At 44.2% G+C, this 16,163-nt stretch carries 7 protein-coding genes; 6 read left to right on the top strand and 1 reads right to left on the bottom strand.

The genetic code is table 11. The features are described from left to right. Nucleotides 1-38: 38 nt before the first annotated feature. The 6 genes from KP803_RS10595 to KP803_RS10620 all read left to right on the top strand — a co-directional run bounded on the left by KP803_RS10595 (nt 39) and on the right by KP803_RS10620 (nt 8,002). Nucleotides 39-884 carry a sugar phosphate isomerase/epimerase family protein gene (locus KP803_RS10595; RefSeq protein WP_248008811.1) on the top strand — a complete coding sequence of 282 codons (846 nt, stop codon included), beginning with the start codon at nt 39-41 and terminating at the stop codon, nt 882-884. A 42-nt stretch (nt 885-926) separates the two neighbouring features. Beyond that, entirely contained in the window at nt 927-2,036 is a 1,110-nt protein-coding gene (gene ribBA / locus KP803_RS10600) for a bifunctional 3,4-dihydroxy-2-butanone-4-phosphate synthase/GTP cyclohydrolase II (protein ID WP_248008812.1), read from the top strand. Nucleotides 2,037-2,407: 371 nt separating this feature from the next. Then, nucleotides 2,408-2,899, top strand: coding sequence for a hypothetical protein (locus KP803_RS10605; protein ID WP_248008813.1), 492 nt, complete (start codon nt 2,408-2,410; stop codon nt 2,897-2,899). Nucleotides 2,900-3,037: 138 nt separating this feature from the next. Then, the gene (locus KP803_RS10610; RefSeq protein WP_248008814.1) at nt 3,038-4,666 is read left to right on the top strand and encodes an ABC transporter transmembrane domain-containing protein; all 1,629 of its coding nucleotides are present in this window, start codon (nt 3,038-3,040) and stop codon (nt 4,664-4,666) included. Beyond that, the gene (locus tag KP803_RS10615) at nt 4,663-6,714 is read left to right on the top strand and encodes an ABC transporter transmembrane domain-containing protein (protein ID WP_248008815.1); all 2,052 of its coding nucleotides are present in this window, start codon (nt 4,663-4,665) and stop codon (nt 6,712-6,714) included. Before KP803_RS10610 ends, KP803_RS10615 begins: the two co-directional genes overlap by 4 nt. Next, entirely contained in the window at nt 6,707-8,002 is a 1,296-nt protein-coding gene (locus KP803_RS10620) for an HlyD family type I secretion periplasmic adaptor subunit (RefSeq protein WP_248008816.1), read from the top strand. Before KP803_RS10615 ends, KP803_RS10620 begins: the two co-directional genes overlap by 8 nt. A gap of 171 nt (nt 8,003-8,173) precedes the next feature. Here the strand turns inward: KP803_RS10620 and KP803_RS10625 are convergent, their stop codons facing one another. Next, nucleotides 8,174-16,108 (bottom strand): VCBS domain-containing protein, encoded by a 7,935-nt coding sequence (locus KP803_RS10625; RefSeq protein ID WP_248008817.1) that lies wholly within the window; start codon nt 16,106-16,108, stop codon nt 8,174-8,176. Nucleotides 16,109-16,163 lie beyond the last annotated feature (55 nt).

The following is a 16,163-nucleotide window of genomic DNA, read 5'->3' on the forward strand; positions in this document are numbered from 1 at the left end:
ATTTCGAGAACCTAGCCGTTTATAAAGGAAGTATAGCGATGAGTATTTTAGACAGACTCGCCATCAATACAGCAATATTTGATGGCCACGATTTAAAAACATCCCTCAAAGTCATTAAGTCTTTAGGGGTTAACAAAGTAGAATTTGCCTTCAACCAAGGCTATGTCGGTCAGCTTGATAGTGACATGTTTTCCGCTACCCATGCTGAGTATTTATTGTCTTTGATGGACAAAGAAGAGCTTCATTCAGACGCACTAGGCTGCACCATGAATCTTGCGTCTCCTGATGCGCTTGAAGAGTTTAAATTGCGAATTCGATTTGCGCAGAAACTCGGCGTTAAGTACCTGAATACATGTACGGGACCTATAGCTGAACGGCAGACGATCATCAGCAATTTAAAAGTGCTGGCGCCGTATGCAGAAGTGCACGGTTGTGTGATTTGTATTGAAAATGGTGGCGACCACAATTTTAATGCTTTTGCGAGTGCCGATGATGGTATTCGAATTTTATCTGAAGTGGCGCATCCTGCCTTGGCACTCAATTTTGATCCGGGTAATTCCGTGTCACTCGTCCCCAATTTAAGCCCAAGTGAAGAAGCAAAAATTGCCCTGCCGTTTTGTCAGCACTTTCATGTAAAAGATGTTCAAGTTCATGATGATAGGTTTACCTTTCCTGCGCTAGGAGAAGGCATTATAAACTTCAAAGGGATAGTTTCGTCACTTAATCAACGAGACGTTTCGTTTAGTATAGAGAAACCACTTCGAATGTATCGTCGTAAAGACTCATTTCCGATCCGTGGACGTTCACCAGAGAGCATTCAAGATATTTCAGCCGTCTTGACTAAGAGTATCCAATTCATTGAACAATTGGCTGAAGATTCGTAATCAGTACCAGTTTGGGTCATCAAAAAGATAGGTAAAAGAATAATGGCAATTAGCAATATTAAAGAAGTTATTGAAGATTATCGCCAAGGTAAGATGGTTATCTTGATGGATGATGAAGATCGAGAAAATGAAGGTGATATCATGATGGCAGCGGAGCATGTTACCGCGCAAGATATCAACTTTATGGCGACACACGGTCGTGGCTTGATCTGTTTGACCATGACTAAACAACGCTGTAATGATTTACAGCTTTTCCCTATGGTACAAAACCCAACTGAACCTTGGGCTACGGCTTTTACTGTTTCAATCGAAGCGGCTCAAGGGGTAACAACGGGCATCTCTGCTGAAGATCGCGCGGTCACCGTTCAAGCGGCAGTGGCAAAACAGGCAACGCCGCAAGACTTAGTGCAGCCGGGGCACATATTCCCGCTTGCAGCGAAAGATGGCGGCGTGTTAGTTCGTGCTGGGCATACTGAAGCAGGCTGTGATTTAGCGCGTTTGGCCGGTTTTGAACCCGCGTCTGTGATTGTTGAAATCTTAAATGAAGATGGCACCATGGCTCGCCGTCCGCAGCTTGAAGTGTTTGCCGAAAAGCACGGAATTAAACTCGGTACGATTGCTGATCTTATCGAGTATCGTAACAACACAGAAACGACCATTGAGCGTATTGCACAATGTAACCTACCTACCGAGTTTGGTGAGTTTAATATGGTGACTTACCGTGACACGGTGGATAACCAAATTCATTACGCGCTACAAAAAGGCGAGGTTAGCGACAGCCCAACCAACGTACGTGTTCACCTGCAAGATACCTTTACGGATATTCTGCATTCTCGACGTGAACAGTCTCCTTCGTGGTCGCTTCAGTCTGCATTGGAGAAAATCGCGAGTGATAATGGTGTACTCGTTATCTTAGGCCACGAAGAGAAAAGTGACGCCATCATTAATCGTGTGAAGTATTTTGAAGCGCTCGATAACGGTAAAAGTGCATCACCTAAGAAGAAGCAGCATACCTCTCGTCAAGTGGGAGTTGGATCTCAAATTCTCGCTGATTTGGGCGTGACTAAGATGAACCTACTTTCGTCGGCAAGTAAAAAATACCATGCGCTATCTGGGTTCGGTTTAGAAGTGGTCGATTATATAGAAAGCTAAATTTTTATTCTAAAACTCCACTTACTGAAGGGTCGCTTAATCGCGGCTCTTTTTTCGTTTGGGAGATAGGCTTGGGAAATATCTTTAAGTAAAAGTAGGCGATGGACGTTAAATATGGTTGTCATCTAGCTTAATGAAAGTAAAGCTAGCTCCAGACTGAACTGAGTCAAAGTAGAACTAAGCATGAGCCAAACCAAATTCAAACTAAGCAATAGCAGAACTGAATAAAAGGTAAATCGAAACATGTTTACCGCAGACTTACATATCTAGAGGGGTTATTCAGTAGACTCCCGTTTGATGACATAACTTCATCCTGCTTATCTTATTTTTAGCGCTTGTTTTATTGTGTATGTTTTTTGGAACTTTAGTTAATGAATACCCTTTTTCTTTTACCTATTTTTATTGTTGCAGTCTATCTAGGGCTCTTTATCCCGAAGTTGAGTTTAGATTGGATAGGAATAACGAGTCACCGTTCGATAGTCACACACAGCATGCTCTTACCAATGGTTCTACTGTTGGTTAAATCGAACATTACTAAGGCTGTCGTTGCAGGGCTGTGTGTTGGCATGAGTATCTATTTAGCCATGGATATGGTGTCGGCTATACGGGGCTATGCGACGATTACGATCCCACTTTTAACGCAGTTTTCTTTTAGTGGCTGGAAATCATTAGTGTGGCTTGGCCTCAATTCCGCATTAGGTTTATATATGGCGGCAAGAGTAACGAGTTTCCACCGCTTAATCGTACCCGGTTCCTTTGTATGCGCGGCGATAGCGTATGCGTTTTACTTCCATTACAGTCTGGTCGTGCTATTACCTTGTTTAGTCGTGATGGTATTTTGTTATCGAAAACCGTTGTTATAAGTGTTGAGGGTTAAGAATCGTATCGATAATGACATATAGAGAATTAAGGTAACAAAAATACATTAAATCAGCTTGTTACCTTGCTTTACTTAGACCCGTGTACCAACCTTATTTCATAGATAAAGGTAAGGGCTTTCAATGAGTAAAGAATCAACAAAAAACACCAAGGTAGTTGGAAGAGTTTTACTGCCTTCATTGCTGATAAACCTTCTTTCACTCGCTGTACCTTTAACAGTTTTGCAGATTTATGATCGGATTTTACCGAATCAAAGCTATGGTACCGCCACGCTACTGTTAGCCGGCGCTGCGTTAGCCGTAGGAATGGAAGCGTTAATCCGCTTTGTGCGCAGTTGGCTACTTGCTGCGGCAGCGAGCAACACTGAGAAGGCAACATTTGAAGGTATTATTACTCGGCTTTCTTCAGCATCACCTCTAGACATACTGCGTCTTGGTTTAGGGGGGGTAGAGCAAGGTTTGAGTGCAATACCAAAATTAAAGGAATGGTATTCCGGTGGTGTTATTGCTGGATTTATCGACCTTCCGTTTGCTCTCATTTTCTTAAGCTTGGTCGCGTACATTGGTGGTGAGTTGGTGTTCATTCCAGTTGCTGTCTGGTTGCTGACCCTAAGCATTGTTTGGGTCTCTTCATTCCGAGTGAAGCAACTGAGTGAAGAAGCCTCTTTAGCAGAGCAGCAACGAAAAGCCTTTCTAATTTTGATGGCGCAAACAATTCAGGGCATTAAACGACAGGCGATCGAGTCTCGTATTTTTAGCCAGTTCAAACGCCTTAACCACTCCCGGTCTCTCTCTAAAGCAAGTGAAGAAACGCAAAATGCGTTTGCTCAAGAGTGTATCCAATTAGCTGCATTGGCAACTTCTGTTGCGCTAGTTGTCGTTGGCAGTTTATGGGTACTTGATGGAGAACTCACAACAGGTGGTCTTGCTGCGTGTTCAATTTTGTCTGGGCGAGCGGTCGCACCGTTAAGTGCCTTAGTCGGAGTTAGAATAAAGCTAAATTCGATTCACAGTGCACAACAGGCGATAAACGAGCTTGAACAAATCGAATCGAATACAGTACCTATCATTAAAGAGAGTCAAGTACTAGTCAACCAGATACAGTTTCGCTCAATTAACATCGACCGATTTGGTATAGGTTATACGTTGGATCTCACTGCGGCACAGGGTGACTGCATAATCCTTGATAGTGAAGATCGTCATATTAACAGTCACATGCTGTCGTGTTTGAGTGGTGTAGACGTATGGCGCTCAGGAAGCGCCTATATTGATACATCGAATGTTAGTTCTAGAGAAGTTAGTGAGCTATCACGACATACTGCTTACTGTAGCGTTAAGGCGCAGTTAATTGCAGGCACTCTGCTTGATAATATGTGTGGGTTTAATCCCAGTTGCTCTGAGAGAGCCAATCACTATGCTCAACAACTTGGTCTTCATGATCAGATAATGCGACTGCCCGATGGATTAGAAACGAAGGTCGGCCAAACAAGCACGTCGCTGTTAAGTATGGGGAATACGAAACTACTCAATATCATTACTCAACTTTCAAACAGTAAGCCGATTTTGTTTCTGGATAGGCCCGACGCATCGCTTGACCTTGATGCTTTAGAGAAGTTAGCGCATGTTCTTCAACAAGAAAAATCTCGTGGGCGTTTAATTATTATGGTGACTTACCACCCAGCGCTTCGTGCGCTTGCTAGCAAAGTCGTTTCGATTACTCGTGAATTGGATAAGCAGGAGCATGTTGCATGAATGTACTAGAACAACAGTGCCTAGAGACGCTAAAGGAGCTTGATGCAAATGCGAATATTCAGTTATTCGCGAAGCAGTGGGTCGCTGAGAATGGCGTGTTGTCGTTGGATGATGTTTTTGCTCTATTTGATCGCCTTCATCTGCCTTACGAATTAGCTGGAAATAGTCAATCTGTTGGTGAGCACAAACTTGTTTTAGCCCTTCTTGATGAGAAGAGTTTAGTGCTAGGAAACGTTGATTCAGGGCATTTCTACCCTACAGAATTAGATAAGTCATTAACGTCCATACCTTCTCTTTACCTGGTTATTACGGATCACCCTTTAGAAAAGCCCAGTGTAAATTGGGTGGGTGAGCGCCTACATGCATTTAGGCCAATGATTCCAAAGTTACTATTAGTCAGCTTCTTTACGAATTTGTTTGCGCTTGCCGTCCCTTTTATTACTATGTCGATTTATGATCATGTTATTGGTGGAGATGCAGGGCACGAATTAGAGGGCATTGCGATAGGTGCTGCTTTGTTGCTCTTTATGATGGGGTTACTTAGAACCTTACGCAGTAGAGTATTTGCTTCAGTCTCTAATCGAATCAGCCGAGAGATCTCCCAATCAATCGTTCAAAAACTGCTTAAAAACAGTTATACGCAAAACCAGCAGACCGTACTTTCTAGTCATCAAAGCCAGCTTTCGTTAGCAGATAGAATCTCGAGTGTGCTTTCTGGACCTTTGGGTAATGCCTTATTTGACCTGCCTTTTACCCTATTATTTATAATGGCAATAGGTGTACTTGGTGGCTGGTTGGTGATTGTGCCTATCTGCTCCGTTCTAATGTACTATCTGCTTGCTAAACGCTCTATTCAGTCTGGTAGCAAACGTTCAATGCAATCAACCGTAGCAGGTACGAATCGGCAGAACATGTTAAATGAACTTTCCTCTAAGTTAGTCTTTTTACGTAGCACAGGAATTATTCATCACTGGCGTCAACGATTTGATAAAGTAAACTTCCTAGCGTCTCAAGTTGGTTTTTCACACGCAGTTTTACAAAGTCGTTATACCTCTCTTTTTTATGCGATTAATGTTGGTTCGACACTCGCGATTATGGGGCTTGGTATTGGATTAATCTTTGAGCAAGTCATGACACCCGGAGGCTTGATCGCTTCCATGATGTTGATTTCTAAAGTTACGGGCCCCGTTCAAATGTTGGCGAACAGTGCTCTTCGCCTAAGAGGTTACGAATCTTCAAAGCTTCAAGTAAATCGTTTGTTATCTCAGCCTTCTGAACGTGAGTTTAGCTATCAGCACCAAACATTGCCTGATCAAGCTCCTACTCTTAAATTAGACCAGGTCACTTTACGCTACCCTAAGCAGAATAAACCCGCATTAAATGGTGTTAGCTTCTCTATAGAGGCAGGTGAAATAGTGGCGATAACGGGGCCGTCGTCGAGTGGGAAATCGACGTTGATTGAAGTAATGGCGGGATTGCAACCAATTCAAAATGGTTTGATTGAAGTGGGTGGCGTGAACTTGGTTCAGTATGATCCCCAACTGTATCGTCACTGGTGTTTCATTCGAGCAGCCTATCCCGATTTATTAACATTAAGCGTGAGGGAGTGGTTAAGTGATGGCAATATCGTAAGCGATGATAAAATTCGTCATGCCATTAATGTGGTTGGCGGAGAAGTTTGGTTTAACTCATTGAGTGAGCCTTTAGATAGGCCTATGAGTAGCATTATTCCTGACAGCCTATTTGATGTGCTCTCAGGGAGTGTCGCGCAAATTCTAATCGATGCGAAAGCTCTTGTTCACGATTACAGGCTGTATTTGATTGATAACCCTGTCCCAGATTATAACCCTAAGGCTAAGCGAGTATTTTCTCAGTTTTTAGCTGATAAGAGGGGGAGGGCAACAGTGGTGTTTTCTTCTCATGATCCTGAGCTGATCAAATTGGCGGATCAAGTCGTCGTGCTAAACGAAGGGGCGGTGGTATATGCAGGCCCGTTGGAACAAACTAATGGAACGGATCAGCAAGAAAGGGAGACAGTGAATGGGTGATCGGTATAATTCTGAGTTAGTCGAGTCAAAAAATACAGCTCGCTCACTTGCGTTGGCAACATGGTCGGTTGGATTGTGTGTCGTGGCGTTTGCAGTTTGGTCTGTTATGACCCAAGTTGATGAAATTGCCAAAGCGAAAGGTTCGGTCATTCCTGAGGGGGAGCGTCAGATATTACAAAGTGCCCTGGGTGGAAAGCTTAAACGGGTATTAGTGAGTGAAGGTGATCTCGTGGAACAGGGGCAACCTTTGGTTGAGTTTGATGCCACTTTTCAACGCTCAGCTTTGCAAGAGCTCGAATCCCAGCAGGTCACGTTACAAGCTAGCATCGAGCGTATGAGTGCACTTTTAGAGCAACGTGACCCCGACTTTACTCAATATGAAACGAAATTCCCTGAGATAGTAAGTCAGCAATTATCCCAGCTTAACGCCCAAAAGGCACTGTACTATCAAAAGCGAATTGTTCTTGAGAAAGAGAGTGAGCAGATTGCGGAGCAATTACGCAGTGTAGAAAAAGCACTGCCTTCCTATGAAAAGCAGTTATCTGCGACTCAGCAAGAGTTGGTTATCTTAGAAAAAGGGTTAAAAGCAGGGAATATTTCACGATTACGAGTGCTTGAGATGCGTCAGAAGCTAGCAGGTATTGAACAAAGTATTGCGGAAGCGCGTGGTAAGAAAGCCGTATTGATCCGACAGACAGACAGTAACGAACAAAAGATTGAACAGCTACTCGCTCAGGCAAAAGTTGAGGTGAACGACCAACGTTCTGAAGCGGTATCGGAACTCTCTGCGTTGAAAGCTCGCGTTCGTTCCAGTCAAGCAAAGGTCACGAATACCGTGATCGTGTCTCCATTGCAGGGATTGGTACAAAGTATTCCAAGCACCGAAGTAGGTGGGGTGATTCAACCTGGTGGAACCGTAGTTGAGATAGTCCCTGTAGGTGGGAAAGCAGATTTTAAAGCACGTTTATCGCCAAGAGATATTGGCTTTGTCAGCATAGGTCAACCCGCAAGAGTGAAAGTGGATGCCTTTGACTATAGTCGCTTTGGAGCACTAAAGGGATCAGTAGAAAGAATTTCGCCAACAACAAGTAAGACTGAACGAGGTGAGATTTTCTATGAAGTAGTTGTCTCTGTTGAGAAGCCTTATTTTAGGGATAACCCCGAAACCTTCGCTATTTTACCTGGTATGACAGGTGAAGTTGATATCACTACGGGTGAAAAATCAGTATTTCAGTATTTATGGAAACCGATTTACACCAATGTGAGTGTGGCGTTTGGTGAGCGATAATCGGTGGGCTTGACAAGCTTGGTGTAGCACATCGCCTAAGGTAAGTAGACTCGGTATAAAAAACAAAGAGCAGAATATTCTGCTCTTTGTTTTTTATATTAGCGCTCTTAATCTAACCAAACCAATAGTTACGAATCCATAACGAATACTATAACTAATAGTTGTAAAAACCTAGACAGGGTCAATAAAGCTCGACGGGTCAGCGCTGTCTTGATGATTATCCAGATCGATGCTGTCGTGATCAGGGTGCTTATCATGATCTAGGTGATGTTCATAGGACAATGCGTCTGCAGCGTCGACAGCATTGCTATCGGTCGCAGCGTTAGCTATATCCTGACTTTCATTCAATACTATATCGAGATCGTGGGGGGAATTGTGTTGTACATTAACTCCTGAACTCGGCGATGATTCAGCGATACCCAAAGCGCTTAGGTAGGCGTTAGCCGCTGAGTGTGAATTTACGTCACCCAGCGAATCATTCAATGAATCGATGTTTGTATCTGGTTCATCGTGTTGTACTGGTGGCGGCGGTGAAGGAGAAGATAATGGGTTAACGTCAATGCCTGTTAATGTCGTCTGATCAATATGATGTCCACTATTGCCGTGTACCGATTGTGAATGTAAGTGTAAATGCACTTCCACTTTTGAGTTTTGTGTTCCGGCAAGGGTTAGCACGAACGTATCGGTTTCATCAGTACCCGCGCCATTACTTGTACCTGTATGCGTTTTGATGACACTCGATGATGTATGGTAATCATAATCTAGATGACCCGTTTGTGGGTTGACATGCAACGTTCCAAACTGACCATGAAGGCTAGAGGCAACATGACCGTTAGCCGTCAAAATCCCCCATCCTGTTTGTAAGGTAGGAATCGAAAGAAGTAATTGGGGTGGTGTACCAAGAGAGGCATGTAAATCTTGGTGTCCTGCACTGCCCGTTATTTGAGCCGGTGTAACCAACGTGGGGATCGGTGGTGTATCGGTATGCCCATTAATGGTCATGGTGATCTCTTGCGATACTTTCCTTCCGTGACCATCATCGACGAGCACTGAAAACCTGTCTTGAAGAGTGTCGTTATCATTAAGTGCATTGACGGTTGGGTTACTGTTGTCTAAGTGGTATACCCAAGCACCGTTATGCGCGTCATAAGCTACATGACCATAGTTGGCACTATGTGTCGGGTCTAAGGTAACACTGGTGGAATCACCATCAATGTCATTGATAACAAGTTGACCCGTGGGGGCGAGAGTTGAGTCTTCTTCGACAGAGTGCTGACCGACAATTAAGCCTGCTTGTGGCCTTTCTGAAACAGTAGGTAAGTCATTGGTGCCGGTAATGGTGATTACGATATCATGTTGAGTACCATCAATAGATTGAACCGTGATGGTTTCAGTATCGGTTTGACCCTGAGCTAGCTGTTGGACGACAGGGTGGTTGTTGTTAAGGTCGTAAGTCCAGTGACCATTTACATCGATATGAGCATGCCCATAGCCTTTGCTTCCGGCTATTCCTGCTCCACCTTGTACCGCGGTAAACTCTGCTGTTCCATCAGGATCACTCGCCGTCAACGTACCTGAAGCTTGAAGTGTTATGTCTTCTTTGACCACCCCTGAGGAGTCTCCACTGAATGTTGCTGGGTCAGCGACACTCGCTATATTTATGAGTATTGACCCTTCTTTTGAATTAGCTTGGCCATCATTTGCGGTAAATTGCACCGCACCCAATCCGCTGACACCAGAACTAAAATAGTTGTGAGTTGGGATGAAGATGAGTGATGAAACGTCGGATGCACTGACGTCATCACCAACATTTACTGTAATGCCATTCAGTGATAGCACGCCATGGGTGACATTGGTAATCGTGATATGGTTTAACGTATCGCCATCAATATCAGAATACTTAAAGTCTGCAGTGGTGAACGTATGCGGTTTGTCTTCGAGTGAACTAATGAAACTCGATCCAACGATAGGTGCGTCATTCACTGCGTTAACGTCCAATATCATTGTTGCACTGGCTGAATTTGTATGGCCATCATTCGCAGTGAAGCTAAATTGCGCATAGTTGGCGCCGTTTTCATTATTGATCGGCGTGAAAGTTAAATGACCTGCGTCTAAGTCAGCCTTGCTGATGTGCTGGTTGGCGGTTACGGCGTTACCGTTTAGAAGTAATAATCCATGGCTCGGTATGCTGCTAATAGTCACGAACTGTAACGCATCGCCATCTTGATCACTGTAACCAAACTCACTGGTTGTAATGGTTCTGGTGATGTCTTCATTTGTAGAAACGGTTTGCCCTGTGACCGTTGGCGTATGCTGTAGGGGCGGGGTGACTTCAATAGAGAGAGAGTTTTGAGAAGAATCTCCTATTGGGTTACCACCATCATCGCCGACACGATAAACCATACTTGGCACTTTACCTGTAAAACCAGCTTCCGGGGTGAAGGTATAATGACCATTCGCTTCGATCGCGAGTGTACCGATACCGGCCATAGTATGTGGTTGCCCCGGCCTTACCGCGACATAACCTGACACGGGGTCTTTTATTTGAATATCTTGCAATACTAAATGCGCGTTGGAATCGGTGTCTGTTGCTGCACCACTCAACCCTTGATCCGTCCCAGAGCCAGTAAGTAGATTCCCTTCGATTGGACCACCATGTTGAACACCAGAATCACTAAGACTGTGAAGGACTGGGTCGTCGGTTGTGCCATTTATGGTTACTGTTATTGAATGTTTGGTTCCATCTTTTGAGGTCACTTCAATATGGTCAGTCAGTGTTTGCCCATTATCTAAGTCTTGAATAGCAACATTGTTATTATCTGCGGCATAGACCCATATACCACTGCTGTTAATCACAAACTGGCCATAGGTGCCACTTTGGGTTAAGTGATGTTGACCATTCAAATCCAATGCGGCTTCACCTTGGCCATCCGCGTCAGAAACAATCAGATGCCCGTTGCAAGTAAGAGCGTCTTGAATGGTTGTGGCACCAGTAATATGTAGGTTGTGGTGAAGGCTTGTGTCTTCATCTACGCTGCCTGAATCACCAGTAAATGTTGCGACATCATTAACAGCAGCAAGAGACGTGTTTGCTCCTGTATGAGTAATACCACCATGCCCATCTATAACATCATACGTAAAATGAACTTGCCCGTTGTAGTCTTTAGCTGGTTGGAACGTGTAGGTTCCATCTTTGTTGTCGATAATGACACCATGATCTGTGACTAAATTAGCGATATTGAGGCGACCGATATCGTTGTGGTCAATGTCACTAGCATGGCTAAGAAGTTCAGATGTGCTAAGTTGAATATCGGTATCCTCGACGCCTGGTGCTAGCTTCACTTCTGCTGATACAGTTGGCGCATCATTAGTGCCATGAACGGTCACGGTAAGCAGTTGACTAGCGGTCCCATCTTTTGAATGGACAGTGTGAGTTTCTGTAAATGACTCTCCAGCACCCAGATGTTGAACTTCAGCGATAGAATTGTCGATCATGTAACTCCAGTCACCATTTGCTCTGATCTTGAACTCTCCTTGATGAGCAGTAGCGATGATTTCTGGTTGCAAAAAGGCATCATCATGGTCTGGGTCGACAACTTTTAGCATTCCTCCTGCATATAAATGAGTTGGGCTCGCTGGCTTAAAATGTTCCTCATAAACATCTTGTGTTGTTGGTAACAAGTGAGGCATCAATACCTCAATACGAGCGTTGTTATCTTCACCATGAATGGTTACGGTTACGAGCTTAATTTGGCCATCACTAGTATGGACTTGGTACTGATCGGTCAGTGTCTCGCCTTGTTTCAATGCGGCGACTTTATCGTTGGCGTGATGGTTTCTTACCCAGTCGAGATTATACGAATAGCGACCATCGGGCCAAACCGTCAGTTCGCCGAACCCCTTAGCACCTTGGTTTAAAGAGAAAATAAAGTGGGTTTGATCGCTACTATCGGGGTCGGTTAAACTAATTAGGCCCTTCATAAAAGTTACACCGTTGTACGTATGCAGTGCTTGGCCTTCAGTGATATCAATGGTAGACGACTGAAGTTGCGCTCTATCGTCTGTACCTACCACAGTGATGGTAGCCGTTGCTGGAGTTTGTCCCCCATGATTATCTTCAACCATATAATGAACGGTAATGTCTGACTTTTGCCCCGCACTCAAATGTTGAAATGCTGAGCTATGACTATCGATAATGAGAGTGTGTCCGTCTGGCGCGATACCTATGCCGACAGGCAGTGGACCAGTATGTCCTTCAAAACTGACTTGAATTTGGCTAATCGTTAATGGATCGCCATCTACATCAGTCGCAGTACCAAGTAAGTTTACAGAATGATGTGAGTCTGTATCTTCCGTCACACTGTCGGAGGTAGGAGTGACGTCAGGGTTATCGTTCACAGCCACAAAGGTAGTTGTTGCGCCTGTATGAGTCACTCCGCCATGAGCATCTTTCACGTCATAGCTAAAATGAACCTGGCCGTTATAGTCTTTAGTTGGAGTAAAAGTGTACGTGCCGTCTTTGTTATCGGCAACAGAGCCGTGATCGACTAACAGATTAGCAATAGAAAGCTTACCTGCGTCATTGGAATCAACGTCGACTGCATTGGCAAGTAAATCAGCTTTGGTGAAAGTAAGTACAGTATCTTCAGTGCCAGTAGTAAGGCTCACTTCAGAACTTATATAAGGTCTGTCGTTATCGCCATGTATGGTAATGACTATGTCATGAGCAGTACCATCTTTAGAATATACGGTAATGGTGTCGGTTAGGGTTTGATTCTCACCTAACTTATCAATGGTAGTACCGATTGTTGTTGTCCGATTACCAACCCAATCAACACTGCCAACGGTGACATGGTAATGCCAAGTACCATCTGTATTTAATAGTAAGTGCCCATATTGTCCATGATAGGAGTTATTCCAAGCTCCACCTTTAGAATCAAATACTGACTCACCAGTATCTGGGTCAAGAATATCCAACTTGCCATCAGCGGTGAGCCCGTCTTGCCCGAGTTTAGCCATACCCGGTTGCGCGTGATCAGGAGACCTATCGCCATAGTTGCCATGACCTTCTTCGACATCACCTGCACTAACACCACTTATCGTCGCAGCGTTGTTGGACCCCGTTATTGTGATTGATAGGTTTTGGATGCTGCTCGCGTTATGTTCGTCTGTGACGGTCACGGGAACGGTCAGGGTTTTCGTGACACCAGATGCTAATGATTGATAGGTCGAGTGAGCAGGGTTGAAGCTATAACTGCCGTCCGGATTAACAACTAAACCATCAACCTGCGGTGAGCTGTAAGTTAATGTCGCACCTGTATCTATATCGTGGCCAATCATTTGTCCATTAAGAACGCTTCCACCTTCAGTCACTGAGTGGGACTGTGCATTGATGGTTGGGGCATCGTTGGTACCATGAACCGTAAGCTCTATCGTGTGCGTTGTACCATCTGCCGAGCGTATAACGACTGAATCGTGCTTAACTTCACCATGAGCTAAGTTCTGTATATTGCGGTTGTCGAGTGTATAGGTGTAGTGACCGTCGCGCATGAGCAGTATGTGTCCACCCAATTTGGTGTCGTAGCCAATACCTTGATAGGTTTGTGGACCAATATTCGGATCAAACTGTGCCTCTCCCGCATCTGGGTCTTGGATATTTAATTGACCGTCGTAATGCAGTTTATAATGAGTATCTATGTAACCATGATCTTCTGTGACGCCTCGAAGATCGGCATTCATTTGTACATCGGTAATAACGGCATTATCTGGTGCTGCAGTGAGGTCAAACTTGGCTTGAGTGCTGACGCTACCGCCATGGCCGTCGACCACATTGTAGGTGAGTCGAATCTCACCATTGAAATCTCTATCGGGTATAAAGGTGTAAGTACCATCTTTGTTGTCGATGATACTGCCATGTGTTGCTTGAAGGTTAATCACATTCAACGTATCAGTAGAATCAACATCACTAGCATGAGTTAAAAGGTCAGTTGCTTTTATCGTAACGGGTTGGTCTTCTTTTCCTGCCGGTAATTGCGTCCAAGCGCTGACCACTGGTTTGTCGTTACTACCTATTACATCGATAACAATTTTATGTGGAACTGAAGCTCCGGCACTATCGGTAGCAGTAACCCAAAACGACTCTGATTGATGCTGACCTAAAGCAAGTTGATCTGTTGTGCTTCCCGATGAGTTATCTAACTGATAATGCCAGTGGCCGTGTTGATCAATAGACAACGTGCCCAATTGACCTTGAGCTTGGCTAACTGTCCACTTTATAGTATCGGATGTATCTAAGTCAGAAGCTATTAATGTGCCTTTGACATCGGTTATTCCTGCCGCATTAGTGCCTTGTTCGACAGTATTTCCTGTAGAAACCCCAGAAACAACAGGAAGATCGTTAGTGCCATCAATACGAATAACCAAATTCTGAGGGGGGCTTTGGCCACCACTGTTGTCAGTTGCAGTGACTGGAATGATTAAGGTTTGGTGCTCACCAACTGCGAGATGGTTGAAGCTTGGGTCAGTTGGATCAAGCGTGTACGAACCATCGCTGTTTAAGGTGAAACCGGGGTGTTGGTAAGTGGTCGCGAAAGTTGCAGTGTCGCCATAGTCGACGTCGGTTGCAGTAACTTGCCCGCTGATTTTATGGTCACCTTCGTTCACGGTTTGAGAACTAATGTGGCTGACATTAGGGCGATCATTAGTGCCTTTGATGGTGATGGTGACATGATGAGCAGTACCATCAGCAGAATGAACAATAATGGTATCGGTCGCAGCAGAGCCTTGGCCAAGTCTTTGAACTATTGGATTATGATTGTCTAGAATGTATGTCCAAGCCCCATCTTTTTCGATAACAAACGAACCCAATTGGCCATTAACGTACGATGCTTGAAAGTGATCTTCTCCATGGTCTGAATCAGTTACGGAAAGTTGGCCTTGGACTTGAGTCATTAAATCTTCTCTTACCACCCCAGCATCGACTCCTGCAATAATGGCATTGTCATCGTTACCCCCAATCGTCATATCGATCGTTTGTGGTGTGCCATCTTGGGTGTGAATAGTGAAACTTTCGTGCAATGAGGTGGTGGCTGCGGTTAACGCTTGAATATTTGAAAGAGAGTTATTAACTTGATACTGCCAGTGCCCATGTTCATCAATGGAAAATATACCATAGTGTCCTTGAATGGATTCCGCACTTACGCCACTTTCATTATGATCAGGATCGATAACATCAATTTTACCTTGTGTGGTAATTAATCCATGAGAATCAACCTGATGATCCTCAGTAACGGCCCCTTTTAAGTCGCCTGTTATCGTTGGAGCGTCTTGCTTTCCAAGTATAGGAACTTGGACGACGAGCTTAGCCCCATTTGATAAATGCAAAATGAAGGGGTCGGTTCCGGATTGATTTTGTTGTAGCGATATATAATCAGGTGAATTTGGGTTAAGAATAAAAGTATATTTTCCACTAGCATCGACGTGAAGCTCGCCATATTTACCTTGGATTGTTTCAGGGATATAGTAGGGAGACGTTGTAACTTGGACATTAGGCGCCGAAGCGTGTTCGACTAACGATGGCGTGGTAGAACCGCTTGATATGCTATGAGAAAGAATGGGAAAAGCTATTTCTGGTATGTAATGAACCTGTGGGTGCATATTACTGACTAGATGATGAGAGGATATAGCCGATATATGCTTATCATTCACTGATTCGGTCGTACTTTGAGCGGTGAGGGTAGAGGTTGGGTTACTGATTTCACTTTGATTCGTCTCAGCTAAGTTATTTAATGGATGATGAGTTAGCGGGTTGCTTTTGACCTGCATAGGAGAATCATGGCTCGTACTTTTGTCACCAGAGGTTAAACCATCATCAGCGCTCATATTTGCTTGAACATGTTTGCTTAATGAAGGAAGAATTAACATAAGAGTTTGAGAGAGCGGAACGTTTATTCTTAACCGATTATACAATCTTACTTTCTTAAGGCGTTTATTTGGTGGTGACTGCTCACTTGAAGCATTGATTCTCGCCCGTTTAGACTTATCGGTTGGTACTTCACCATTGTTTGTCGATTGTCGCTTTTCTTTATTGTTATTCTTATCCGTCATTTCCACGCCTATCAAATAAAAACCACCTATTTTCAGTTAAATACACAAGGTGATG

Origin of the sequence: Vibrio amylolyticus (genome assembly GCF_023145695.1) — a bacterium.
Lineage (GTDB): Bacteria > Pseudomonadota > Gammaproteobacteria > Enterobacterales > Vibrionaceae > Vibrio > Vibrio amylolyticus.